23 protein-coding genes and 1 tRNA gene are annotated in these 24,939 nt (G+C 38.8%); 16 read left to right on the top strand and 8 right to left on the bottom strand.

Going from position 1 to position 24,939, the window contains the following annotated elements:
* Window positions 1-51: 51 nt before the first annotated feature.
* Window positions 52-456, bottom strand: coding sequence for a cytochrome c maturation protein CcmE domain-containing protein (locus tag RYH73_RS12110; RefSeq protein ID WP_335313698.1), 405 nt, complete (start codon window positions 454-456; stop codon window positions 52-54).
* 183 nt (window positions 457-639) lie between these two features.
* Window positions 640-1,044, bottom strand: coding sequence for an alternative ribosome rescue aminoacyl-tRNA hydrolase ArfB (arfB, locus tag RYH73_RS12115; protein ID WP_335313699.1), 405 nt, complete (start codon window positions 1,042-1,044; stop codon window positions 640-642).
* Window positions 1,045-1,157: 113 nt separating this feature from the next.
* Here arfB and cmk point away from each other — a divergent pair, with 113 nt between their 5' ends.
* From cmk to RYH73_RS12130, 3 genes are all read left to right on the top strand, one after another.
* A complete protein-coding gene (gene cmk, locus RYH73_RS12120) occupies window positions 1,158-1,835 on the top strand; it encodes a (d)CMP kinase (protein WP_335313700.1) in 678 nt (225 codons plus the stop codon).
* Window positions 1,836-2,043: 208 nt separating this feature from the next.
* Complete coding sequence (gene rpsA / locus RYH73_RS12125; protein WP_335313701.1) at window positions 2,044-3,984, top strand: 30S ribosomal protein S1; 1,941 nt, start codon at window positions 2,044-2,046, stop codon at window positions 3,982-3,984.
* A gap of 127 nt (window positions 3,985-4,111) precedes the next feature.
* A complete protein-coding gene (locus RYH73_RS12130) occupies window positions 4,112-6,499 on the top strand; it encodes a glycoside hydrolase family 3 N-terminal domain-containing protein (protein WP_335313702.1) in 2,388 nt (795 codons plus the stop codon).
* Window positions 6,500-6,593: 94 nt separating this feature from the next.
* Here the strand turns inward: RYH73_RS12130 and RYH73_RS12135 are convergent, their stop codons facing one another.
* The 3 genes from RYH73_RS12135 to RYH73_RS12145 all read right to left on the bottom strand — a co-directional run bounded on the left by RYH73_RS12135 (window position 6,594) and on the right by RYH73_RS12145 (window position 12,798).
* Window positions 6,594-8,168 carry a SusD/RagB family nutrient-binding outer membrane lipoprotein gene (locus RYH73_RS12135; RefSeq protein ID WP_335313703.1) on the bottom strand — a complete coding sequence of 525 codons (1,575 nt, stop codon included), beginning with the start codon at window positions 8,166-8,168 and terminating at the stop codon, window positions 6,594-6,596.
* Window positions 8,169-8,179: 11 nt separating this feature from the next.
* Window positions 8,180-11,500: a SusC/RagA family TonB-linked outer membrane protein gene (locus RYH73_RS12140; protein WP_335313704.1), complete on the bottom strand. Its 3,321-nt coding sequence runs from the start codon at window positions 11,498-11,500 to the stop codon at window positions 8,180-8,182.
* A gap of 110 nt (window positions 11,501-11,610) precedes the next feature.
* Window positions 11,611-12,798: an ROK family transcriptional regulator gene (locus tag RYH73_RS12145; protein ID WP_335313705.1), complete on the bottom strand. Its 1,188-nt coding sequence runs from the start codon at window positions 12,796-12,798 to the stop codon at window positions 11,611-11,613.
* Between the two features lie 204 nt (window positions 12,799-13,002).
* Between RYH73_RS12145 and ychF the strand changes: the two genes are divergently transcribed.
* Entirely contained in the window at window positions 13,003-14,103 is a 1,101-nt protein-coding gene (gene ychF, locus RYH73_RS12150) for a redox-regulated ATPase YchF (protein ID WP_335313706.1), read from the top strand.
* Window positions 14,104-14,167: 64 nt separating this feature from the next.
* Here the strand turns inward: ychF and RYH73_RS12155 are convergent.
* Window positions 14,168-14,239: transfer RNA gene (locus tag RYH73_RS12155), tRNA-Arg, on the bottom strand.
* A gap of 196 nt (window positions 14,240-14,435) precedes the next feature.
* On the opposite strand from RYH73_RS12155, the gene RYH73_RS12160 reads away from it, so the two are divergent.
* Window positions 14,436-14,879, top strand: a complete 444-nt coding sequence (locus RYH73_RS12160) for a DoxX family protein (protein ID WP_335313707.1) — start codon at window positions 14,436-14,438, stop codon at window positions 14,877-14,879.
* A gap of 19 nt (window positions 14,880-14,898) precedes the next feature.
* Here the strand turns inward: RYH73_RS12160 and RYH73_RS12165 are convergent, their stop codons facing one another.
* Both RYH73_RS12165 and RYH73_RS12170 read right to left on the bottom strand, forming a co-directional pair.
* Window positions 14,899-15,372 (bottom strand): DinB family protein, encoded by a 474-nt coding sequence (locus RYH73_RS12165; protein WP_335313708.1) that lies wholly within the window; start codon window positions 15,370-15,372, stop codon window positions 14,899-14,901.
* Window positions 15,373-15,424: 52 nt separating this feature from the next.
* A complete protein-coding gene (locus RYH73_RS12170) occupies window positions 15,425-16,138 on the bottom strand; it encodes a hypothetical protein (protein ID WP_335313709.1) in 714 nt (237 codons plus the stop codon).
* Window positions 16,139-16,349: 211 nt separating this feature from the next.
* Between RYH73_RS12170 and RYH73_RS12175 the strand changes: the two genes are divergently transcribed.
* The 11 genes from RYH73_RS12175 to RYH73_RS12225 all read left to right on the top strand — a co-directional run bounded on the left by RYH73_RS12175 (window position 16,350) and on the right by RYH73_RS12225 (window position 24,851).
* Window positions 16,350-16,832 (top strand): YdeI/OmpD-associated family protein, encoded by a 483-nt coding sequence (locus tag RYH73_RS12175; protein WP_335313710.1) that lies wholly within the window; start codon window positions 16,350-16,352, stop codon window positions 16,830-16,832.
* Between the two features lie 27 nt (window positions 16,833-16,859).
* Window positions 16,860-17,447 carry a Crp/Fnr family transcriptional regulator gene (locus RYH73_RS12180; RefSeq protein WP_335313711.1) on the top strand — a complete coding sequence of 196 codons (588 nt, stop codon included), beginning with the start codon at window positions 16,860-16,862 and terminating at the stop codon, window positions 17,445-17,447.
* Between the two features lie 72 nt (window positions 17,448-17,519).
* Window positions 17,520-18,275 (top strand): pirin family protein, encoded by a 756-nt coding sequence (locus RYH73_RS12185; protein ID WP_335313712.1) that lies wholly within the window; start codon window positions 17,520-17,522, stop codon window positions 18,273-18,275.
* 9 nt (window positions 18,276-18,284) lie between these two features.
* A complete protein-coding gene (locus tag RYH73_RS12190) occupies window positions 18,285-18,578 on the top strand; it encodes a hypothetical protein (protein ID WP_335313713.1) in 294 nt (97 codons plus the stop codon).
* 112 nt (window positions 18,579-18,690) lie between these two features.
* Window positions 18,691-18,894 carry a fructose-6-phosphate aldolase gene (locus tag RYH73_RS12195; protein ID WP_335313714.1) on the top strand — a complete coding sequence of 68 codons (204 nt, stop codon included), beginning with the start codon at window positions 18,691-18,693 and terminating at the stop codon, window positions 18,892-18,894.
* A 1-nt stretch (window position 18,895) separates the two neighbouring features.
* Window positions 18,896-19,579: a cell division ATP-binding protein FtsE gene (locus RYH73_RS12200; protein ID WP_335313715.1), complete on the top strand. Its 684-nt coding sequence runs from the start codon at window positions 18,896-18,898 to the stop codon at window positions 19,577-19,579.
* A gap of 149 nt (window positions 19,580-19,728) precedes the next feature.
* Entirely contained in the window at window positions 19,729-20,343 is a 615-nt protein-coding gene (locus tag RYH73_RS12205) for a nucleotide exchange factor GrpE (protein WP_335313716.1), read from the top strand.
* 2 nt (window positions 20,344-20,345) lie between these two features.
* Window positions 20,346-21,491: a molecular chaperone DnaJ gene (gene dnaJ / locus RYH73_RS12210; RefSeq protein WP_335313717.1), complete on the top strand. Its 1,146-nt coding sequence runs from the start codon at window positions 20,346-20,348 to the stop codon at window positions 21,489-21,491.
* Window positions 21,492-21,888: 397 nt separating this feature from the next.
* Window positions 21,889-22,491, top strand: coding sequence for an acyloxyacyl hydrolase (locus tag RYH73_RS12215; RefSeq protein WP_335313718.1), 603 nt, complete (start codon window positions 21,889-21,891; stop codon window positions 22,489-22,491).
* Window positions 22,492-22,600: 109 nt separating this feature from the next.
* Entirely contained in the window at window positions 22,601-23,518 is a 918-nt protein-coding gene (locus tag RYH73_RS12220; protein WP_335313719.1) for an ABC transporter ATP-binding protein, read from the top strand.
* A 7-nt stretch (window positions 23,519-23,525) separates the two neighbouring features.
* Window positions 23,526-24,851 carry an ABC transporter permease gene (locus RYH73_RS12225; RefSeq protein WP_335313720.1) on the top strand — a complete coding sequence of 442 codons (1,326 nt, stop codon included), beginning with the start codon at window positions 23,526-23,528 and terminating at the stop codon, window positions 24,849-24,851.
* Window positions 24,852-24,939 lie beyond the last annotated feature (88 nt).

Raw genomic sequence — 24,939 nt, forward strand, 5'->3', positions numbered from 1 at the left:
AAATTTAATAAAATTACAATTGGGTCTGAAAATATAACAATACGTTCTTGCTTAAACATTTGTGGAAGCAGATTCTGTAACCTCTACCTGATCTTTGTTATATTTGGAAGGACATTTCATCAAAATTTTGGACGCGTGAAATTCCTTTCCGATCATTTTACCTGTCAAAACAATTTGCTCCGAACGTTCGAAGTCCTGTGGCTTGGATCCATTAAATACAACTTTGCATTCCGTACCATTATTATCAAGCATATAAAAAGCAAAGTAATTGGCATTTTCCGTTGGATTATAGTATAAAGCCTTTGTTTTATTTAGTTCTCCTACTACATGGATTTCTGATTCCGTTTTTTGCGCATCGGTAAATGTCGCATAAGTACTCGAATCTGTATAAATACTAATGATCATTGCAATCGCCACCGCAATGATTATAATGCCTAAAATAGCTCCCTTCTTCATGTTAAAATTTTCGTTTTTCTTATCTTTGGCAAGCTTTTGGGATTGCCATTGCGGTTATATTACCTGTTATTGAAAAATAAATAAGCAATAAGTTCGCAAAACACATATTCTTGCAAAAATACTAAATACTAAATACATACAGGCAAAGTAGCAAGGGCAAGACATTATTAAGAATCATTCTAATCAATCACCTCTTCCACTTCGTTTAATCTTCAGGAGTGCCCGATATCGTTTATCAGCTAATCTTTTTTCGATGGATGCTTTGCTTCTCCTGGTAGTCTTCCGTAATTTGGGCGTTTTTGATGCTTCTGAGAGTGCGCGCAAAAGCTTCTCTTGCACCAGCATCTTATTTCTAAATTGGGATCGGTCCTCTTGACATGTAATTTGCAGTTTGCCATCCAATGTCAACCGATTGCCAAGTTTATAGCGAATCCGCGCCTTATCCTCGTCATTCCATAACGTGCAAGCCTCAAAGTCAAACTGCAGTTCAACCTTTGAAGAAACCTTGTTTACATGCTGCCCACCGCTCCCACCACTTCTCGAAGTTTTATATTGAATATAAGTGCTCAGCTCATCTATACTGTACATACTATCTCGTTAAACTACAAAGATAGGTATACCAAAGAGGTATTCTTACAAATGAGTTTGTTTTTCTATTAATGTTCGCGAATACCAAGCATTTTCTCTAGTTTTGTGCACCCATGACAAAGAAGAACATTATTATAGCAATCGATGGCTATTCATCCTGCGGGAAAAGTACGGTCGCAAAGGCTTTAGCAAATAAACTTCACTATGTATATGTAGACAGTGGCGCCATGTATAGAGCTGTTACACTCTATTTTTTGAGAAATGGTATTGACACAACGAATGAAGAACAGGTGCAGCAGGCGCTTGAACATATTCATATAGATTTCCATAAAGACGGCGACACAACCCGGGTTCTTTTAAATGACGAAGACGTTTCCGATGAAATCAGGCAAATGCCTGTTTCCGAAAAGGTAAGTGCAGTGAGTGCAATTAAATCGGTTCGAAAGGCAATGGTTAAACAACAACAAAAAATGGGTGCCCGAAAAAATGTAGTGATGGACGGACGGGATATAGGCACCGCCGTTTTTCCACATGCACAGATTAAGATCTTCATGACAGCCGATCCTAAAATACGAGCTGAGCGCAGGTATTTAGAACTAAAGAACAAAGGTGAAAACATCACGTTGGAAGAGGTTTTTGAAAACATTGCGCATCGCGATTACCAAGATACTACGCGACAGGAGAGTCCGTTGGTAAGAGCAGAGGATGCAATCATTTTAGATAATACGGATATGACCGAGGTACAGCAACTCAACTTCGTACTGAATAAAGTGGAGAAAGCGGAAAGTTAGTTATACGTTCTAAACCAAAGCAGTTAACTCGTTTCGTCGTCAGGTTGTTGTCATACCCGCAGCACATAAATGGCAGCTCGTGATCCGCTAAGTCACCTGATAATCACCACTTTTTATCAATAAAACTCACATTTTTTGCTTTATTTAAAAATAATTTTTGCACCTTTGCAGTCCTGATGAATTTCGGGAAAAGGAGACAAATTAATTAATGGCAAAAAAACAAGAAGCAGAAAAAGAATTAAAAGCTAAACAAGCTGAAATCCAAGATGCTGATTTAAAATCAGTTAAGGAAAAAGAGAACATCGAATCAGAAGCTGATTCAAAGTTCATCGACGAAATCAAATCTAACACTTGGATTACACCCGAAGGCGACTTCGATTGGGACCAAGATGAAAAAGGTTTCGGAAATTACAGCGCAGACGAGCGTGCTAAATTAGAAGAGCAATACGCCGGCACTTTTAACTCCGTTAATAAAGGAGAAATTGTTGAAGGAACCGTGGTTTCCATTAACAACAAAGACGTGGTACTTAACATCGGTTTTAAATCAGATGGCTTGGTATCTCTTTCTGAATTCCGCGATTTATCTGACCTGAAAGTGGGTGACAAGGTAGACGTGTTTGTTGAATCACGTGAAGACGAAAATGGACAATTAGTTCTTTCGCGTAAACGTGCCAAAACGCAAAAATCCTGGGAAGCAATCAATGAGGCTTTGGAAAACGACACGATCATCAATGGCTATGTTAAGAGCCGTACAAAAGGTGGTTTGATCGTTGATATTAAAGGTGTTGAAGCTTTCTTACCAGGTTCTCAAATTGATATTAAACCTATTCGTGATTATGATATCTATGTGGGAAAAACGATGGAATTCAAAGTGGTTAAAATCAACCATGAATTCAAAAATGTCGTAGTTTCACACAAAGTATTAATCGAAGACGATTTAGAAAACCAAAAATCAGAAATTGTTGCAAAACTTGAAAAAGGACAAGTACTGGAAGGTACTGTTAAAAACATTACAGATTTCGGTGTATTCATCGATCTTGGTGGCGTTGATGGGTTGTTGCACATTACTGACATTTCTTGGGGCCGTATTGAGCATCCAAAAGAAGTACTGTCATTAGATGAAAAAATCAACGTAGTTGTTCTTGATTTCGATGATGAGAAAAAACGTATCGCATTAGGTTTAAAACAGTTGACTCCTCACCCATGGGAATCTTTAGATTCAGCTTTAACAGTAGGATCTAAAGTGAAAGGTAAGATTGTTACTGTTGCTGATTATGGTGCATTTTTAGAAATCACTCCGGGCGTAGAAGGTCTGATTCACGTATCGGAAATGTCTTGGTCTCAAAATTTACGTAGCCCACAGGAATTCTTGAAAGTAGGTGACGAAATCGAAGCTGAGGTATTAACCTTAGACCGCGAAGAACGTAAAATGAGCTTAGGTATTAAGCAATTAACTCCAGATCCATGGAAGAACATAGCTGAACGCTATCCTATCGGAAGCAAACATAAAGCTGTCGTAAAAAACATGACTAATTTTGGCGTGTTTGTTGAGATTGAAGAGGGAGTTGATGGTTTAATTCACATTTCAGATTTATCTTGGTCTAAGAAAATCAATCATCCAAATGAATTTACAAAAGTAGGTGAAGAATTGGATGTGGTTGTATTGGAACTTGATGAAGAAAATCGTAAATTAAGTTTAGGGCATAAGCAATTAGAAGAAAACCCTTGGGATACTTTTGAAACGATCTTCACAGTTGATTCTATTCACGAAGGTACTGTGTTAAAAGTAACCGATAAAGGTGATATCGTTGCACTTCCTTATGGAGTTGAAGGTTTCTGCCCTAGCAAGCACAGCATCAAAGAAGATGGTAAAGCTTTGAAAGCAGAAGAATCCGCTCAATTTAAGATTATTGAATTCAATAAAGAAGCGAAACGCATTGTAATTTCACACTCTCGTATTTGGGAAGATGAAAGAGCTGAAGCACGTATTGAAGAATTTAACAATCGTAAGAAAGAAGCGAAAGCTGCATCAAATGCCGTTAAAAAGGTAAAAGACTCCGTGGAGAAATCTACGTTAGGAGATTTAGATGTACTAGCTCAATTAAAAGAGCAAATGGAAGATGAAGAAGGTTCAAAAAAATCTAAATAAGCTTCCTGAAAATAAAAGTGATGCCGCCCGCAAGGGCGGCATTTTTTATTATCGGAATTTTTAATAGTCATACTTACACTTTTGTTACTTTTATTAAATTAGATAAAAAATATCAGCGTATTATCTCATGATCAAAAGACCAGCCTACATAGTTTTAGCAGTTGCTTTCCTTAGCTCCTTCCTTTCTTTTAAAAACGAAAAACCACAGGAGATTTATAAAGATCCAAAAAAAACAATCGATGAACGTGTAAGGGATTTACTCGGCAGAATGACTCTGGAAGAGAAAGTAGGTCAGCTTTCAACCCTGCTGGGATGGGAAATGTATATGAAAAGTGGTAAAAGGATTAGTCCCAGCTCCAAGTTTAAAGAAGCCGTAAAAAAAGAACATATAGGCATGCTTTGGGCAACGCTACGTGCGGACCCATGGACTAAAAAAACATTGGAAACGGGTTTATCACCACGTGAGGCTGCTATAGCGACCAATGCCCTGCAACGGTATATGATGGATAGTACACGACTGGGAATACCGCTATTACTATCTGAAGAATGCCCTCACGGACATATGGCTATAGGCACCACCGTATTTCCCACCGCTATTGGACAAGCCAGCACTTGGAATCCTGCCCTTATACAGGAGATGGCACAAACCATCGCAGCTGAGACACGTGCTGTTGGTGGGCATGTCGGGTATGGGCCCATACTTGATTTAGCACAAGATCCACGTTGGTCGCGCCTTGAAGAAACTTATGGTGAAGATCCGGTTTTAAACGCAAAAATGGGTATAGCTATGGTCGCGGGTTTCCAGGGAACCAATTTAAAAAGCGGAAAAAATATAATCTCCACGCTAAAACATTTTACTGCATATGGTGTGCCTGAAGGGGGCCATAATGGGGGCAGTGTTACACTTGGAAAACGAGCGCTTTATCAAAGTTATCTCCCTCCTTTTCAAGAAGCAATTAAAGCGGGTGCCTTATCGATCATGACAGCTTATAACTCCATAGACGGTATTCCTTGTTCCGCCAATCCATGGCTACTAAAAGACCTATTAAGGGGAGAATGGGGATTCAAAGGTTTTGTCGTATCAGATTTAGGGAGTATCTCGGGTTTAGTTGGGAGTCACCATGTTGCAGCAACTGCTGCAGAGGCCGCAAGCCAAGCCATCAATGCCGGACTCGACGCAGATTTAAGTGGCTATGGATATGGTCAAGCTCTTCTGGCAGCTATCAAAGACGGAAAGGTTACCGAGGCGACCTTAAATAGCGCTGTAAGTAATGTTTTATATCAGAAGTTCGCCTTAGGTCTTTTCGAAAATCCCTACGTGGATATAAAGGAAGTTAACGAAATTGTCAGAACCGCCGATCATGTTGAATTGGCTCGTAAAGTGGCCCAGCAATCTATTATTTTATTGAAAAACGAGGGAGGCCTTTTACCCTTAAGTAAATCATTAAATAGCCTGGCTGTTATTGGACCTAATGCCCATAACATATATAATCAGCTAGGTGATTATACCGCTCCCCAAGCAGAAGAAAACGTTGTAACCGTATTAGAAGGGATACAATCAAAATTGGGTTCCAATACCAAAATTGATTATGTAAAGGGTTGCGATATTCGGGACACATCCGAGATCGCCATCCATACGGCCGTTCGTGCAGCTGAAAACGCCGATGCTGTTATCGTTGTTTTAGGTGGTTCCAGTGCCCGTGATTTTAAAACATCATACCAGGAAACGGGTGCTGCTCAGGTTACAGCAACACAGGGAAAAATAAGTGATATGGAAAGTGGTGAGGGCTTTGATCGTTCAACATTAGATTTATTGGGGAAACAATTGGACCTATTAAAGGCGATAAAAGCGACAGGTAAACCAGTTGTATTGGTTACCATCAAAGGGCGTCCGCTAAACTTAAGCTGGCCACAAGCGCATGTAAACGCCATAATAGATGCTTGGTACCCCGGCCAGGAAGGTGGGCATGCCATAGCAGATGTGCTTTTTGGCGATTATAATCCTGCAGGTCGATTAACGGTATCGGTACCGAAATCAGTTGGTCAACTCCCCGTTTACTATAACTATAAAAACCCTAACAAGCACGGTTATGTCGAGGTTGATGCTAATCCCCTTTATTCCTTTGGTTACGGGTTAAGTTATACGACGTTTTCATACACCGCTATAAAACAGCAATTAATCGAAACAGCCAACGATTTTAATTTGCGTATTTCCTTTAAACTAAAAAACACCGGAAAGTATGACGGTGATGAAGTTACCCAGCTTTATGTGCGCGATGAAGTATCCAGCGTTGTAACACCCGTTTTACAACTCAAAAATTTTCAACGAGTTCATTTAAAAGCGGGGGAAGAAAAAGAGATGGAGTTTGTTCTCCATGCAGAAGATTTGAAGTTATTAAATGCCCAAATGAAATGGGTTACCGAAAAAGGTCGATTTAAGCTTATGATCGGTTCTTCTTCGGATAATATCCTATTGACAACAGATGTTGAATTGAGTAAGGATTACAACTTATAATCGCGTCGAAACATTAAAAAAGGGGTGGTCAAAAAGCCCACCCCTCAAACATTTATAGACCAATTTTCAATGTTTTTCTACTAATAGTTTCCTATTAATTTACATCCCAAAATAATTTAGTGTTGACGTTATCTTGAGCTCTTACTGCTTCATAGTTTGTTGCATTATATACTTGCTCTGAAGATGGCAAATTAAATTTAACAGGAACGGTTTTCTGTATATCAGAATTTTGAACCCTAAATGAAAATTCAGGATAATTCAAGCGTCGTATTTCCGCCCAATTCTCAACTGGCTGCATCATATTAAAGTGTAACCATTTTTGGTAGGCTATTAACTGAATTTTGTTTGTATTTCCATCCCAGTTAATGTTATTGATATATGCATTGATCGAAGCAACAGTCGGCACGCTGGCAGCGGGAACGAGCGTGTTATTACTTTTAGCTCTAATAACTTGAAACAAGTTAATGGACTCTCTAATGCCATTTTCGAAATACGTTTTCGCGCTAGCGTTATCTCCATTTTTTGAAAAGTATTCTGCTAAAAGAAAATTTACTTCCGAAGCTGAAATTAACACTCCTGGAAAAAACTGATTCCTTGAAAAGGTTGATCTGTTGTAGATGGCAAGCGTTCCTCCTCCGCTAGATGCGGGCCCTGTGATAAGGTTGGATTGAACCGACCCTGCTAATGATTGGTCAAGCCCAATAAATACACCGTTGGCCTGTGCCCCTGGCTCAAAAATAAAAGGTAGTCTTGGATCAGCGTTGTTTAGCATATAGTCTATCATTACTTTACCAGCAATATTACCGTTCCAACTTTCCAAAGCATCTTGAAAGCCCGAAGCATTGATCCCAGTAGAAACATCAAAAACATCCAGTTGTGCATTATCCGCGTTTACTAAAATTAGGGACGCGGGATCTGACACAATAGCAGCCAGTTCAGTTTGCGCTCTTCCGCTAAATTGGGACGCCCCAGACACACGTGTCAACATCCTTAAACGCAAAGACGTACAATATTTCTTCCAAAGTTCCAAGCTGCCGTTATTTAGGAAATCTTGTGAAGAAAAGTTTGATGTAGTGGGAATGCTAATGCTATTTAATTCTGTTTGAATTGCCGCGAGATCATCCAACATCGTGGTGTAGATGTCGGTCGCACTATCATACGGTGCATAAGAACTAGCATAATTTCCTCCATTAGTACTCAATTTTCCAGCCTGGCTCCAGGGAATATCTCCATGCAAGTCGACAGCTTGCTGCGTTTGATCGTAAAACAGAATTTTAGCTGCTAAGAAAAATATACGTGTCTCTTCTTGTATTAAAGGAACAGATTCGCTATACGTCTTTTCCAGTTCTCTAAATTGCGCCAGTCCTTCGTAATATCTCGACCATCTGTCATCAATAGCAGCGGCGCCTGGTGTTAACTGGTTCGCATCATTTGCCCATCCATCAATTTGAATATAGCGGGCAATCGTTGGCAGGACGGTTACAAAATAATTGCGATAGTCGGGAACAATCAGCTGTCGGTAACTATAAATCATTCCGGCAAATTGTTTATCGACCGTCGTTTCTGTCACTGTTGATGGATTTCTGTAAAACTCGTCAAAAGATGACTTCTTACAAGAAGATATGAATAAGGAGGCTACATACAAGCCTATAATAAAATACTTTTTCATTTTCTGTTAGTTTAAAAACTTGCACGTAACATTAAACCATAAGTTCTAGTCGCAGGGCTTGTTCCAGCATTGGATACTTGATCCATCCAAAAGGATCCTCCAGTCATTTGTTCAGGATCTAGATCTTTAATGGATCTATAGAGGAAAAATAGGTTTCTTCCAAATACCGAAAGCTGAAGGCTCTTTGCCTTTAATTTAGAAGCGATAGAAGCCGGTAGCCTATAACCCAACGATAGCTCCCGCATTTTGATATAATTATTTTTCTTTACATATAATTCATAGCGAGAATACGAATATTGCGGTCCACCCCAGTTATACGTGTTTGCATAATAATAAACCTGAGAAATGATATTATCATTTACAGTACCATCAGCAAGTACACCATCCATTAACATACCGTCGTTATAGATTTTTTCTCCATTAGGACCCACCGTTCCATTGTAGGCCACACCTCTCCCATCTGAATCTCGATAATAACTTATGCCTCCATGTTCTGCATCCATATAATTTAAGCTTTCTTCAAGCAATCCACGGCTTATCATCCAGTTAATACCTGTAGGCATTACATGGCCACCCCAACGGAAATCGATCAAGGCATCTAAAGTGAAGTTTTTATAAGTAAAGGTATTGGTTAAACCTCCCACTACCTTTGGCATTGCATTTCCAGCTTTAATCCAGCTGTTTCCATCCACTTGGTAGAGACCGTTGTCCATTATGATTTTGTTTCCGTTTTCATCCGTTGCAATTGGATGCACCATAATATCACCAATAGGTTGCCCTACATTCGCTACCAATTGCGCCGCAGCACCATCATAATCTCTGAGCGTCAACCTATCAGCACCTCCTGGCAGTGCCTCCACCTTATTTTTATTCATGGAAAAGTTCAACACTGTATTCCAGCGAAAATTATCTGTCTGCAAAGGAGCACCCGTGATGGCAAACTCCCATCCTGAATTACGCAGGGTACCTACATTGGCTAATATAGAAGATGCTCCTGTCGTAATCGGTAAGGTATAGTTCAAAATCTGATCACGTACCTGCCCATTGTAATAGGTGATATCGAATCCTAATCGGCCATTTAACAAGCGTGTTTCCAAACCAAATTCATATTCATATTTGGTTTCTGGCTTAATTCCTTCATTTCCGAATCCAGAAGTTGGAATCAAAGTGTAGGTAACCGGACGAGCACCATCCTGCTGTTGGCCTAGACTGGTTTGCGTCAAACTTAACGCACTTTGATAAATGCTTGGATAATTACCTACTATCCCCCAAGAGCCTCGGAGTTTAGCATAATTAAAAATTTCTGGCAGTGTAAACGCCTCATTCAATATTAAACTGGAGTTTACGGATGGATAATACAACACATTATCATCTGGGTGCATGGTTGAGATACGCTCCCGACGTAAAGTTCCTTCCACAAACCAATATTCTTTTAAATTAAAGTTCAGGGTTCCAAACAAAGCGTCACGTAACATATTTTTCCGGTAATTGAAAAGGTTGAGGTCTCCGTTCCATGATGCACGATTTACCGACGCATTCAAATCAAACCAATCCCGGACACTTAAACCACCGTCTGTTTGCCTCTGTACATTGGTATCTTCTGACTTGGTTGCTGTATATCCTACAATAGCACCTAATTTTACATCACTTGCTATTTGCTTATTATAGCTAGCTAAGAGATCCGTATAATATACATTAGCATTTGTTTGGCTTATCGCATAAGATCCCGTATTCGGATTTATTGATATAGGTTGTTCTGTCGGATTTTTATCTTCACGCTTCATCGATGTTATGTCTGCAGAAACACGAGCTCTAAAAGATAGATCGGGTGTAACTTGCCAAGTATTTGTGAAAGATCCGATTAATCGATTAGAATACTCATCTGATTGATTGGCCAAGGTGTTCCACATGTAGTCTAACACATCGGTTTTATAGCCATTATAGGTCAAGTTTTCCTCAGGCGTTAAACTTGGGTTCGTGCCCGTTACATATTTATAACCTTGGCTCGTTCTATATTTGTTTATATACCATTCGGGATTATCAAAGGTAGAGATCATCCCGGTAAAGTTATTGATCAAACGGTCGGTCAAAAACGGTCGGTTATGCGTATGTTGATTCACGTAGTTGATTACCACATCCGTAGTTAGTTTATCCCACATTTTAAAAGAGGTATTCAGACTGGCAATATTCCTTTTATTATAAGATTCCAAAGAAGTCATTTGATTATCCTGTCTGGAGAGGGAAAAACGTGTATTTGAACTCTTTCCTGTATGGCTCAAAGCAAGATTCAAAATGGAATTATTTGGATTATTAAAGAATTTACCATATGCATTTTGGGCACTATAAGGTCGAATCTCACCATCCCACGAACGAATCGGTTGACCATCAAATTTAGGTCCAAAGTTTAAACTCGTGTTCGCAACCCCGCGCACACCGTCGGGATAATAAAAGAACATATCATCTGCCTGCCCAATATCAGCGTAGGACACATCATAACCAGGTCCGCGCACATCTTGAAACCTAGGTAGATAAGCAATTCTATCCGCCGTATAGGTGGCATTAAAATCGGCCGTAAAACCTTCTGTACCTTTCCCTGATTTTGTGGTCACCAAAACCACACCGTTCATCGCCTCTGAACCGTAAAGCGCAGCGGCGGAAGCACCTTTTAAAATCGTAATCGATTCAATATCTTCCGGATTCAAATCTTCCAAGCCGTTGCCTCTAGCCCGCTGATCTCCCCAGTAATTTGAATTGTTAAAGTCTGTTTGGCGCATGGGAACTCCATTGATAATCACTAAAGGTTGTGAACTTTTTGCAATGGAGTTAACACCCCGGATATTTATATTAATCCCAGAAGTAGCACCTCCCGGTGCCGCTGAAATTCTGACACCGGGTGCTTTTCCGTATAGTGCACCTGCAAAGTTAGGAGAGCCTGTTTTTGTTAATTCTTTAGCACTCACCGTACTTGTTGCATACCCAAGTGATTTAGCCTCCTTTTTGATACCCAGCGATGTTACTACCACCTCCTCTAACGCATTTTCATCATTTTGCATGGTTATGGTTAGACTACTTTGATTCGTTATCGCTATTTCTTGCGTAGTATAGCCGATCATCGAAAAGGTAAGCATTTCACCCGAAGATGCCTGAATGGTAAAATTACCTCTTGTGTCGGTGGAAGCCGCCCTACTAGTTCCCTTTACACGCACTGTGACCCCGGGCAAGGGGCCTTGGGCATCTGAAACGGTACCTGTAACCGCTTTTTGTGCAAAGCTGCTGATCGTTATCATACAAAATAACACCGCAGCTAGTGCTCTTGAATAGATTTCTTTCATGATTGATTGGTTGTTAAAATTCGACTTAGTTGATTGATGTTGATAAATTTTTAAATTTAGATTTGGTTTTTGATTTTATATCATAGGCAATTATTTAGTTTATCCATTTCTCAGAATCTACTTGTTCTTTCCATAACCAAGGTTGCGGCCCCCAACAATTCAGCCTCTTTACTTAAAGGCGAGGCCAAGATGGTGCATTGTTCAGCCAACATAGGTATACTGAACTCGTTCACAGCCTGTTGTATAGGCGCCATCAAAATCCGAGAGGCGACAGCTCCTCTCCCACTGACTACCACACCTTGCGGATTCATAATGTGAATCAGTGTTGCAATTCCCTTTCCTATTAAAAAACCCGCTTTGGATAGTAAATTAACCGCTAATTGATCTCCCGAACTGGCGGCACTTAAGATAATATCTACGTTAGAAGCACCGTCCTCGGAAAACATTCCATCCATTTTCGAAGCATATCCGTTTTGTATTTCTTTCTGGGCTTTTCTCGTAAGTACTAAAAGCGAAGCATCAACTTCCAAACAACCACGTTTCCCGCAAATGCAAAGGTTGTCACTGTCGGCCAGTGGAATATGGCTAAACTCACCGGCAAACCCGCTGTGTCCGCGGAAAAGCTTTCCATTTACAACCATTCCTAATCCAATCCCCCAACCAACATTCACGACCATCACATCCTGCATTCCCTTGGCTGCTCCAAAATTTAATTCCGCCAATGCTATAGCACTTGAATCATTGTCAATAAAAACTTCACACCCCACCCGCACAGTTATGTAATCGGCTAAGCTTCGATCTCCCAATCCAAAATGGGTATTGTTAATGCCTTTCTCTGCATTGACGAAACCGGGCATTGCGATTCCTATTCCCAGAATATTAGCCACAGATAACGAAGATGCTTCTATATAGTCTTTAATAAAACTTATAAGGTCATTGAGCGATTCGCTTACATTTTCCAGGTTGATTACTTTCTCATAAGGTTCTTTGATTTTCTCATTGTGCAAGTTAAACACCGCAATCTTGGTAATAAGTTGATCGACCGATACAGCTATTATATATTTCCCCGATTCTTTATTAAGCTGATATTCATGGGCCCTTCTTCCACCTGTCGATTGCGCATATTGACTATTAATGATCAAACCCTGCGCTTTCAGCTGATGTATGCTGCTTGTGATCAACGGCAAGCTTTTGCCAGCAAGTTTACTGAGCTCATTGATAGCCATAGGTCCTCGATAATAGAGATACCGTAAAATATCGAGCTTTAATATATTTTGCTTTTTAGGTTTCTCTTCCACAATAATTTAGATTGATAAAGCAAACATAACTAAGTAAATATCAAAAAACAATAGACTTATTAATTTTTTTATTAAAGTTTGTAAAACTTATAGATACCACAAAGTAAAAAGGCCTTTTTTGTAACAAAAACGAAGATATTTTAAAACACTTTTTATTTCCTATCTTTGCCGAATTGTAACAAAAAAGAAAAAAGCACTTATCAAATGGCTCTTCAATGTGGTATTGTTGGTCTACCCAACGTAGGAAAATCTACCTTATTTAATTGTTTATCAAATGCGAAAGCACAAGCTGCAAACTTCCCGTTCTGTACCATCGAACCGAACGTAGGTGTTATTTCTGTTCCGGACGAACGTTTGAATAAATTAGCCGAATTGGTTAAACCACAACGTGTAGTCCCTAATACAATCGAAATAGTCGATATAGCTGGCTTGGTAAAAGGTGCGAGTAAGGGAGAAGGCCTCGGAAATCAATTTTTAGGCAATATCCGAACAACTAATGCCATTATACATGTGTTACGTTGTTTCGATAACGGCAATGTAATACACGTGGACGGCTCTGTTGACCCGATTCGGGACAAGGAAATTATCGATACGGAATTGCAGCTCAAAGATCTGGAAACTGTGTTAAAGCGTATTCAGAAAGTAGAGAAAATGGCTAAAACAGGTGGTGATAAAGAAGCGAAAAGAACTTTTGATATTTTATCCATTGTCAAAACACATCTTGAATCGGGGAAATCAGCACGTACCGCGCCGATCACTGAAGAAGATTTTGAATATATCAGTGATCTAAGTCTTTTAACCGTGAAACCGGTGTTATATGTATGCAATGTGGATGAGGCTTCTGTCGTAAAGGGAAATGCATACGTAGATCAGGTACGTGAAGCCGTTAAGGACGAAGATGCGGAAGTTCTCGTTATATCAGCACAAATCGAATCTGAGATAAGCCAGTTGGAAAGTTATGAAGAACGCCAATTGTTTTTAGAAGATTTAGGGCTGACAGAATCCGGCGTGCATAAACTTATTCGTGCCGCTTATAAGTTATTAAACCTTGCTACGTATTTTACAGCAGGTGTCCAAGAGGTTAGAGCATGGACTATAAATAAGGGATTTACTGCGCCGCAAGCTGCAGGCGTAATACATACTGATTTCGAAAAAGGTTTTATCCGAGCTGAGGTGATTAAGTATGAAGATTTTATTAAATACGGATCGGAGAATGCCTGTAAAGAAGCCGGAAAGTTGAGTGTGGAAGGAAAAACCTACGTAGTGGAAGATGGAGACATTATGCACTTTAGATTTAATGTGTAAGATTTGAACTTACAACTCTCCCAAAAGAAAAAGGCTATCTCTTACGAGCTAGCCTTTTTCTTTGTTCACCCGAAGGGATTCGAACCCCCATCATCAGAACCGGAATCTGACATTCTATCCATTGAACTACGGGTGAAAAAATATTCGGCAAACATAGATAAAATTGTTATCATATGCAATCATAAAAACTCCTCTCCTTTAAATACCGAGATAGTAAACTGATTGCTAACCTATTAATCCGAATTCAGGTTATTCAACATCAGTCAATTGGAGAAAAACTTTATTTTTTTTAAGTTTGGATAAGCAAATTATAACGTTAATAAACCTCTATTATGTTATACGATAGGCCTAATCTTTTCTTTAAAAAATATGGACAGTGGGCTCCTCTTTTTATAAGGCTAATTGCCGGTTATCATCTTATACAGGGTGTAATTGACAATATGCTCAGTCAAGCAAACATGCAGGAATTTATTTCCTATCTTAATACAAATCATTTTCCATATCCGCTGGCAGCTTATATATCGGTATATGCACAATTTATTAGCGGCTGTCTGTTCATACTGGGATATTATCAACGAATAGCCGCAGTTTTCATGATCATTAACTTTATTTCAGCTCTTTTAATAGCGCATATGGGAGATACATATTCCAATACCTTTCCTGCGCTGTTTATGCTTTGCGCCTCGCTCTCCCTGTTCTTTAGCGGATCCGGGAAGCTGTCAATCGATTATTACCGATACCGAAGGGGCAAGCGTAGAAAATCTCCTATATTTTAATAGTGAGAATCGCTATCATTTATCGGTTTTGTTCTCTTATGTAAAAAATATAGTCGGTGTTCGGCAGGGTAAATCCATCTAATTTTAGATGCTGCCCAATTTGAGCTCGATGATGTGTCCCATGATTAATAACATGTGTTAGAACGTCTTCCAATCGATTGGTAAAAGTAGCACCTTTTGTGTTTTGATAGCTAATAATTATTTCATCTAGGTGTACATCGTTTAACGCGCTTAAAAAACCTATCCAATTGGCATTATTCTCAACGAGAATAGACTCCAACCGATCTACCTTCCAATTTGGCCACAAGCTTCCCACTCCTCCGGATTCTCCCAAACATCTTTTCAACCAAATTTGTTGTGCAACAAGTAAATGTGACATGATGCCAACACCTTTAGCACATCCTTTTTCCTCCTTCAATAGCTCAATAAGTTTTAAATTAGTTAGCTTGTCGTAATCAAAGAGCTTGATAAAATAGTCTGTCATTCCGGCCATATACATTATTCTATGCCTAACTAAAGTAAACATAATAGTCGGATCGCCGAATTTATTTCGTGGTTTCTGTCAACTGTAACTTTATATCACTATAATACAAGGTGGTTTTCCCCTCATAACCGGAATCAGTACCTATAATGATCCAAAGTCTTCCTTGATCATCTGTAGTAGCAGTAAACTCACCGGTTCTCTCCAGCATTTTAAAAGTATATTCGCTCTCGCCGTTGGCTACATTTCCGATAACGACCATATCTCGCCCATCCGTACAGCACTGATTGATTTTGTCTATATTCATTCGATAAAAATCAGCATCGTCCCGGCTCGCCTCGGGCTCCAACGCGACAGCCCCAAACCCGACACCAACAGCCTCTCCAGGAGCACCACCCGCTCCGACTCCTCCACTCATTGCATTTGATGCCAGGTGCAAAGTGCAACTAATACGATAGGTTGTTGAAGGTTTAAGATCGATAAGTTGCTTTTTCAGATACATAAATAAATCATCGCTTCTATTCATTCCTGATAACATATAAGCTTGCTGATCGATATTTAGGGGCTCAGGCAAGCTGGTCAAGTCTGCTTTCAATTCGTAACTATCTTCGTTTTTACCATTATATTCCGCAAAACCTGATTCCCAGCCGTCTTTTCCTTGTGAAAATTCGGTATGAAATAATTTGACCAAATCGCTATCAGATTCATCTTTGCTACATCCGACGATCATCAAGAATAACATAAAAGAAATAGTTTGTTTGCTAAGCTTCTTGTTCATAATTTATTTGTGTTTATTTAGAGGGAACGGTTGGAACTCCTAAACTGCTACAAAATCCCAATCCATCAATTGTTAATACACTTTATTCAGTGCAGTATATTTTCTATTTTAGATGAAAAATTAACAACCATTGAAAATTTCCTTCAATTTTCATGACCGAATGAATTGATTTGGAGTAATACGAGGTAATATTACTTAGTACGATTGTATAATGGAAAGCATAGAGGTAAACAGAGAAGCTTTAATTGAAAGGTTTCCCGGCAAAGGGGGATGGTCCTATATTTTGATTCCAGAGATATCACGTGATCATCGCAGTCATTTTGGGCAAGTAAAAATAAGTGGAGCAATTGACAATTATGTACTTGACAATGTAATCCTTATGCCGATGGGCAATGGAACGTTATTTTTGCCGCTAAATGCAAATATCCGTAAACAGTTACAAAAGCAAGCAGGAGATATCGTGCATCTTAAAATTTATTTAAACCGGTCTAATCGAATAACAGAAGTAGATTTTATAGATATCTTAGCAGATGAACCAGCAGCTCTTCAGTTTTATCGTACATTAAGTGCGGCGGACAAGCTATCTTATCTAGATAGAATTAATGATACAAAAAATGAAGAAGCACAAATTGCACGCATTGCCGATTTGGTAAATACACTTTATGAGCGGAGCCGGTACGAAAACTCCCATTAAATTATTTAGGAAGGATCCAACATACACATGGAAGACAATTCACTTATACTAGGCAACCTTAATAAATGGGTTCACCTTACAGCGGATGAACAACATTATTTCACATCCTTATTAAAATCCATTACTATTAAACGTAAAGACTGGGTTTTAAAATCGGGCGAAATTTGTAAGTATTCCTATTTTGTTACCCAAGGATGCTTGCGGGGATATACAATAGACGCTAATGGATTTGAACATGTGCTAAGTTTTGCTCCAAAGAACTGGTGGATAGCCGACATGTATAGTTTGCTCAGTCAAAAGCCAGGCACTGTGTACATCCAAGCACTCGAAACCACTGAAATATTAGCGCTTTCGAAAGACGCACAAGAGAAATTATACCAAGAAATCCCTGCATTCGAACGCTTCTTTAGAATTATTACAGAGAATTCACTTGTTGCGTTCCAACAGCGTTTACTGGACAATTTGAGTCTTCCTGCCGAAGAACGCTATCAGAATTTTTGTAAAAGATATGCCGGGTTGACAGACAAGCTTCCGGCGAAACAAGTGGCTTCCTACATTGGTGTCACACCTGAATTTCTCAGTAAAATGAAACACAAACTTCTATATAGAAAATAAAACACCCGCTACCTATGATTTCTTAATCTAGATTAAGTGTATAGAGGTCATCTGAAATTACCTTTGCTGTTGATGAATAAAATGATGATGACAACAAAAAGAAAGAATAATTCAACATATACAATCTATAAAAGCAGCAATCGGGGTATAGTGGATCACGGTTGGCTAAAGAGCTTTCACACGTTTAGTTTTGGCACATACTTTAATCCCGAACGGATCCAATTCGGGGCTCTAAGAGTATTTAATGATGATTCTGTTGAAGGAGGTATGGGTTTTGGGGAGCATCCTCATGATAATATGGAGATCATTTCCATCCCTTTGGAAGGCCAATTAGAGCACAAAGATAGCTTGGGTAATACGACCTGTATCAAAGCCGGTGAAATACAAGTTATGAGTGCAGGAACAGGGGTTTACCATACAGAGTACAATAAGAATAAGCAGACCCCCGTCAAATTCTTGCAGATATGGATTTTTCCAAAGCTAAGGAATGTTCAGCCACGTTATGATCAACTTGATTTCTCGTCAAAACTCGAGAAGAATACTTTGCTCCAAATTCTATCCCCCTTCGAACATGACGAAGGTGTTTGGATCCATCAAGATGCGTGGATGCATATAGGATCGTTTGATGGAAATCATACGTTGGACTATTCACTAAAAAAGAAAGATGATGGATTATTTATTTTTGTAATCGAGGGGTCTATTCTTGTTGATGGGCATATACTTAACGCACGAGACGCTATTGGCTTATTTGAATTAACCCATTTTCAGGCTACTGTTAAGCGTAATGCTCGAATTTTATTGATTGAAGTACCTCCCTTATTCAAATAGATAACCGTCATGGAAAAGAAAGAAATATTGGTTATTTGTACCAATCCGGCCATCTTATCTACGATCTTACGCTTGATTAACAAAGAATCCAATTGGAATGCAACCGGCATAGACAATGTTCAAGAAGCTTGCTTGATGAGAAAAACTAGACCGCTGGATCTTGTTTTGATGGGAGCTGGTTTAAGTCCGGAAGAAGAAGATCAATTGATAAAAGAATTGGCCCCTATAAACTGCATCCGTCATTATGGAGGTGGCAGTGGTCTATTATATGCTGAAATCCTAAGCGTACTACCGAATTCATAATTGCTTTTAGGCCCGTGGCAAATCACACTAATCGTCGGGAGCCATACGATAAAAGGAAAATGTACGTTGAAAAAAGATGATATTTCATAGAATGTACTAACTTTGGCGTACTATGTATATCATAAAGGTAAAAGGCGTAGCGAAAATTCCTGATTATGTGCAATTGCGTGATGAAAATTTCACGCTCTTAGCTTATTTTCGTGTTGACAGGCCAGATAAGTCATTAGAAAAAATAGGCTTGGGCGATCGGACATCCTACATCATGAAAATAGTAGAAGAGTTACCTTTTGGAAAAATAAAAGAAATAGAATTATAAGATGATTCCAAATACTGTTATTAAGCTTAAAAATATAGACATCTATCAACAAAAACATCTAGTGCTCTCCAATGTAAATTTACAAATTGATTCGGGCGAGTTTGTTTTTATGATTGGTCAAACTGGCTCCGGAAAGAGTAGTTTACTGAAAGTTATCTATGGAGATCTTCCTATATCCACCGGTGACGGTTTAGTTGCAGGTTTCGACCTGGGTCGATTACACGACAGAGACATTCCATTTCTACGCAGAAAACTGGGGATCGTCTTTCAGGATTTTCATTTACTTACTGATCGTACTGTTGAAAAGAACCTGGAATTTGTGATGCGAGCAACAGGCTGGAAAGATAAAAACTTAATAAGAGAACGTATGTTTGATGTATTAGATAAAGTTGGTTTACGTTCTAAGCTGAAGAAGATGCCACATGAATTGTCTGGCGGTGAACAACAGCGGGTAGTCATTGCCAGAGCTTTATTGAACGATCCCGAGGTTATCCTTGCAGACGAACCTACAGGTAATCTCGACCCAAATACCTCAGAAGAAATTGTCCTGTTGTTAAAAGAAATCAGTCGTGCAGGCACAGCTGTTTTAATGGCGACTCACGATTACCAAATTATCCGTAACATGCCTTCTCGCATTGTTAAAACAGAATCCAGCATATTACATGATAACGTAACTATTTCCTAGTACTGTTTGCTTTTCTGTTACTGACATCTTTTGACATAATACGTCATTATGTTAGTATTGTACAACAAAGACTGACAGACTGGCTGCCAGCTCTGTATTGGCAGAGGTTTTGTGCTGACAAAAATATTTTTGAACTGCTTTTTAGAATTATGGAAGAACAACGCAAAAAGGAAAATATGGAGGAGAATCAAAATCTCGAGAACAAAGATATCGCGGAAGAGTTGGAATCGGTAAATGAAGCGCGCCAGCATACGAAAGCGGGAGTTAACGATGATGTTGAAGAGACGGAAGCAGGTGTGGAAATGGGGAAAGAAGAAAAACTCCAACATGAATTAACGGAAGCCAACAATAAATATCTCCGTTTATATGCCGAGTTTGATAATTATAAACGCCGTACCTCCAAAGAGCGCGTAGAGCTGTTACAAACAGCCGGTAAAGAAGTAATTGGTGATTTATTGACTGTATTGGACGATTTTGAACGTGCACGTAAGTCGATGGACAATGCACAGGACATGACTTCAGTAAAGGAAGGTATCGAACTCGTCTATCAAAAGTTGAAGTCCATTCTTCACAAAAAAGGATTAAAAGAAATGGAATCAGTTGGACAAGCATTTAACGCTGATCTCCATGAAGCGATAACACGCATTCCTGCCCCGACACCTGAATTAGTTGGAAAGATAATCGATGAGGTAGAGAAAGGTTATTTCCTTAACGATAAAGTTTTGCGCTACGCCAAAGTAGTGGTAGGTAGCGAATCATTATAAAGATGGCAAAGAGAGATTATTACGACGTATTAGGTGTATCAAAAAATGCAGAACAAGCTGAAATTAAATCGGCTTACAGAAAGCTTGCAATAAAATATCACCCGGACAAAAACCCTAACAATAAGGAAGCTGAAGAAAAGTTTAAAGAAGCCGCTGAAGCTTACGAAGTATTAAGCAATTCAGAGAAACGTCAACGCTATGATCGCTTCGGTCATGCCGGAAACAGCGCGAGTGGTGGCTATGGCGGTGGTATGAATATGGAAGATATCTTCAGCAATTTCGGAGATATTTTTGGAGGAGGTAATCCATTTGAGAGTTTCTTTGGTGGAGGGCAATCACGAAGTGGAAGACGAGTCGTGAAAGGCACAAATCTTCGCATAAAAGTTAAGCTCACATTAGAGGAAATCGCAAAAGGTGTTGAGAAGAAAATCAAGGTCAATAAGCAAGTTGTATGTAAAACTTGTGATGGTAGTGGTGCAAAAGACAGGTCTTCTACTTCTACCTGCCGCACATGTGGTGGTACAGGAAGTGTAAGAAGAGTGACCAATACTATTCTAGGGCAGATGCAAACAACAAGTACGTGTCCTACCTGTAATGGTGAAGGGGTTGAGATCACCGCAAAGTGTACGACCTGCCATGGAGAAGGATTGGTACGAGGAGAAGAAACCATTAGTATCAATATCCCGGCCGGAGTGAGTGAGGGAATGCAATTATCAATGAGCGGCAAGGGAAATGCTGCTGCTCGGGGTGGTGTTCCGGGAGATCTCATTATCCTGATTGAGGAGATACCACACGAAATTTTGAAACGTGATGGGAATAATGTTATTTACGACCTTTATATAAGTTTCGTGGATGCGGCACTCGGTGCGAGTGTGGAAATACCAACCATTGATGGCAAAGCAAAGATAAAAATCGACCCGGGAACACAGGGAGGAAAAATTCTACGTTTAAAGGGAAAAGGTATTCCCGAAGTGAATTCTTATCATAAGGGGGATCAATTAATTTATGTGAATGTTTGGACGCCAAAAGCACTTTCTCAAGTAGAACGAGAACAATTGGAAAAATTAAGAGAATCTCCGAACTTTAAACCCCAACCCGGAAAAAATGAAAAGAGCTTTTTCGAACGTGTAAAAGAGTTTTTCGAATAAGGCATTTTAAATAAGAAAGCGTCGATCTGTTCCCCAGATCGACGCTTTCTTATTTCCGCTCTCCTATTTTACGTTTAACCATCCTATTTTTTAAAATTTCCTGTCATGCAATTTATTGATTGTTTGTCAATATTGACAAATATAGACAAATAGTCAGTATAAAATCTCATCAATTTTTGTCATTAAAAAAACATACGATCAATAGATTAGTAAGTTATATTTTTATTTATAAAATCAATAAAAATTGCTTTTTTTTCTATTGTCATAGAAATATAAGATTGGTTGCATATACAACTTAAATATAATGCAATCTATTTATTTGGCACATAAATTGACTAATACACATCAAAAGTCAGTCATTGTATTGACGAATAACATTAACAAATTTATATTAAACATGAAAAAATTATTTTTAACTCTAACCGCAGCTGTAGCATTAACTTTTGCAGCCAACGCACAAACTGAAAAAGGTAAACTTTTCCTAGGGGGATCTGTTGGTTATAATTACAACAAAGTGAATGGCACGGACCATTCAAACCAGAATTTCAACATTGTTCCTAATATAGGATACTTTATCAGTGATAATTTCGCAATTGGTACCGGTGTCGGTTATCGCTATGGCCAGTACTACAACGACGGAGCAAATGATGTGGATTTGAAAGTTAAGCAAGGATCTTTTGTAGTTGCACCTTTTGCTCGTGCCTATAAAGGAAATGAAATGTTCAAATTCTTCGGTCAACTTTCTGTTCCTATGGCTTTTGGAAACACAAAAGTAGATGGCACAAAAGTGTCTAGCACAACTAGTTTCGGAGCACAGCTTTCTCCTGGTTTAGCCTTCTTTCCACATAAAAATGTAGGTATTGAATTAAGTGTACGTGGTCTTTACTACGGTAATGACAGGATTAAAGATGAGGCAACCGGATCTAAACAAATCACCAATTCTTTTGGCTTAGCTAGTGATTTCTTTGCACCTCAATTAGGAGTACAATTTTATTTCTAAACTTTTACGCAACGAAACCAAAAGGGATGTGCTTTGCACATCCCTTTTTTTATATATCATATGTTGTAACAAATAAGCATCTCACCTATCTAAACGGTACAAGATAAAAATGCACATGCTATCAATCAACAACATCGTAAAGCAATATGCAGATCATCGTGCCCTAGATGACGTATCAATACAAATAGAAAAAGGTACGATCTTCGGTCTGTTGGGGCCGAATGGTGCCGGAAAAACTTCTCTTATCCGCATTATTACGCAAATAACTGCTCCCGACAGTGGATATATATTGTTCAACGATGTCCCGCTTCAACCGGAACACATCACTAAAATAGGCTATTTACCCGAAGAGCGCGGACTTTATAAAAAGATGCAAATAGGAGATCAACTACTTTATTTAGCTCAATTAAAAGGCCTGCCAAAAGAGGAGGCAAAAAAGAGAATAAAGCATTGGTTTGAAAAAATGGAAATGCAATCCTGGTGGAATAAGAAAGTAGAAGACTTGAGCAAAGGGATGCAACAAAAAGTGCAATTTGTTGCAACTATACTGCATCAACCGGAGTTGCTGATTTTAGATGAACCTTTTTCCGGTTTTGACCCTGTGAATGCCGAAATAATAAAAAATGAAATACTAGAACTGCATAACAACGGTACAACCATCATTTTCTCCACCCATCGAATGGAATCAGTAGAAGAACTTTGTGATAATATCGCGCTTATTCACAAATCAAGAAAGATATTAGATGGTCCTGTTACCGATATAAAAAATAGCTATCGCGAAAATAAGTATAGAGTAAGCTATATTGGACTTCGATCAATAGATCCGAATGAAACGTTATTTACGGTCGAGAAGCAGCTAAGTGATGATTACACAACCACTTTATATCTAAAAATAGCCGATGGAAAAACGATCAATCAAACGCTTTCATACCTCATTCCTCAGGTTGAAATCCAACATGTAGAAGAGATCATCCCTACAATCCATGAGATTTTTATAAAAGAAGTAACCTCCATTAACGCCAACTAGTAGCATAATGAATAAAATAATTCTTATTATTCGACGGGAATATTTGAGCCGCGTAAAAAAGAAATCATTTTTGGTTACAACTTTCCTTGTTCCTTTTCTGTTTATCGCAATGTATGCGCTTATCTTTTATGTCGCGTTAAACAATCAAGAACCTCTTACAACCGTATACGTGGTGGACCAGTCAGGATTTGTCGAAAACAAACTGGAAGATACAGAACATTTGCTATTCCTAAAAACTGACGAATCAGTTGATATCTTGAAAAAAAAAATGGAGCGTGGCGAAACAAGTTCCCTCCTACTGATTATCCCTAAAGAGGTAGCAAAACTTCAAACTGTCGAGCTATACGATACCGAAAAAAAAGGTATTGCCACCATCAACACGATTGAAACAAAGTTGAATGACATACTGAAAGCAAAGGCCTTAGCAGATGCCGGTATTGACGTAACTATTCTAAATACTATCAAACCCGCAGTATCTATCAAATCCAAGGAGCTTACGATAGATGGCGAAAAGGATAGTCATGTCGGAACGGCAATAGGAATCAGTTTTGGATTATCCATTCTCATTTATATATCCCTATTTTTATATGGGAACCAAGTAATGCGGGGCATTATTGAAGAAAAAAGTAACCGGATTATCGAAGTAGTTATTTCTTCCGTTAAACCTTTTCAACTAATGATGGGAAAAATAATCGGTGTCGGTTTAGTTGGTGTTACTCAATTTATCCTTTGGATAATTCTCTCCGCTGGTTTCATGACAGCAACCTCTGCTATTATGATCAATTCAAATCCGGAAATACACAATTCATTTGATGACAAAAAAATACCCGGTGCCGAAGTGACAAAACAAAATAATCAAGAACAACAATCGAGAGTAGACACCATTATCCAAGAGGTCAAGGCCATTGATTATCCTTATGTGCTGGGGTGTTTTTTAATTTATTTTATTGGTGGTTATCTTCTTTATAGTGCCCTATTTGCCATGGTAGGATCAGCTGTAGATAGCGAAACAGAAACGCAACAATTTATGCTGCCGATTATTATGCCGCTACTCTTTACCTATATGCTCTCTTTCTCTGTATTAATTAATAACCCACACGGTTCTTTAGCTTTTTGGTTAAGTATGATTCCATTCACCTCTCCAATCGGCATGCTTGTTAGAATTCCGTTCGGCGTTCCAATTTGGCAATTGTTGCTTTCTATAACTTTATTGATTATCGGATTTTTACTGACGACTTATGTGGCAGCTAGGATATACCGTATTGGAATTTTAATGTACGGGAAAAAGGCCAGTTATAAAGAGCTGTTCAAATGGTTTAGATACAAAGGCTAAGTTTTTTAACGCTTTTAGTTTTGTCATTTTTACAATTCCATTAGGAAACAAAATAAATAAAGGACAACTTTGCGCTATTTATTTTGAA

The sequence above is a fragment of the Olivibacter sp. CPCC 100613 genome (genome assembly GCF_036959255.1).
Classification (GTDB): Bacteria; Bacteroidota; Bacteroidia; order Sphingobacteriales; family Sphingobacteriaceae; genus Olivibacter.

Bases quoted from the DNA above. Each gene is read 5' to 3' on its own strand.
- RYH73_RS12110 (WP_335313698.1), bottom strand. From the start codon at position 456: ATGAAGAAGGGAGCTATTTTAGGCATTATAATCATTGCGGTGGCGATT.
- arfB (WP_335313699.1), bottom strand. From the start codon at position 1,044: ATGTACAGTATAGATGAGCTGAGCACTTATATTCAATATAAAACTTCG.
- cmk (WP_335313700.1), top strand. From the start codon at position 1,158: ATGACAAAGAAGAACATTATTATAGCAATCGATGGCTATTCATCCTGC.
- rpsA (WP_335313701.1), top strand. From the start codon at position 2,044: ATGGCAAAAAAACAAGAAGCAGAAAAAGAATTAAAAGCTAAACAAGCT.
- RYH73_RS12130 (WP_335313702.1), top strand. From the start codon at position 4,112: ATGATCAAAAGACCAGCCTACATAGTTTTAGCAGTTGCTTTCCTTAGC.
- RYH73_RS12135 (WP_335313703.1), bottom strand. From the start codon at position 8,168: ATGAAAAAGTATTTTATTATAGGCTTGTATGTAGCCTCCTTATTCATA.
- RYH73_RS12140 (WP_335313704.1), bottom strand. From the start codon at position 11,500: ATGAAAGAAATCTATTCAAGAGCACTAGCTGCGGTGTTATTTTGTATG.
- ychF (WP_335313706.1), top strand. From the start codon at position 13,003: ATGGCTCTTCAATGTGGTATTGTTGGTCTACCCAACGTAGGAAAATCT.
- RYH73_RS12160 (WP_335313707.1), top strand. From the start codon at position 14,436: ATGTTATACGATAGGCCTAATCTTTTCTTTAAAAAATATGGACAGTGG.
- RYH73_RS12165 (WP_335313708.1), bottom strand. From the start codon at position 15,372: ATGGCCGGAATGACAGACTATTTTATCAAGCTCTTTGATTACGACAAG.
- RYH73_RS12170 (WP_335313709.1), bottom strand. From the start codon at position 16,138: ATGAACAAGAAGCTTAGCAAACAAACTATTTCTTTTATGTTATTCTTG.
- RYH73_RS12175 (WP_335313710.1), top strand. From the start codon at position 16,350: ATGGAAAGCATAGAGGTAAACAGAGAAGCTTTAATTGAAAGGTTTCCC.
- RYH73_RS12180 (WP_335313711.1), top strand. From the start codon at position 16,860: ATGGAAGACAATTCACTTATACTAGGCAACCTTAATAAATGGGTTCAC.
- RYH73_RS12185 (WP_335313712.1), top strand. From the start codon at position 17,520: ATGAATAAAATGATGATGACAACAAAAAGAAAGAATAATTCAACATAT.
- RYH73_RS12190 (WP_335313713.1), top strand. From the start codon at position 18,285: ATGGAAAAGAAAGAAATATTGGTTATTTGTACCAATCCGGCCATCTTA.
- RYH73_RS12195 (WP_335313714.1), top strand. From the start codon at position 18,691: ATGTATATCATAAAGGTAAAAGGCGTAGCGAAAATTCCTGATTATGTG.
- RYH73_RS12200 (WP_335313715.1), top strand. From the start codon at position 18,896: ATGATTCCAAATACTGTTATTAAGCTTAAAAATATAGACATCTATCAA.
- RYH73_RS12205 (WP_335313716.1), top strand. From the start codon at position 19,729: ATGGAAGAACAACGCAAAAAGGAAAATATGGAGGAGAATCAAAATCTC.
- dnaJ (WP_335313717.1), top strand. From the start codon at position 20,346: ATGGCAAAGAGAGATTATTACGACGTATTAGGTGTATCAAAAAATGCA.
- RYH73_RS12215 (WP_335313718.1), top strand. From the start codon at position 21,889: ATGAAAAAATTATTTTTAACTCTAACCGCAGCTGTAGCATTAACTTTT.
- RYH73_RS12220 (WP_335313719.1), top strand. From the start codon at position 22,601: ATGCACATGCTATCAATCAACAACATCGTAAAGCAATATGCAGATCAT.
- RYH73_RS12225 (WP_335313720.1), top strand. From the start codon at position 23,526: ATGAATAAAATAATTCTTATTATTCGACGGGAATATTTGAGCCGCGTA.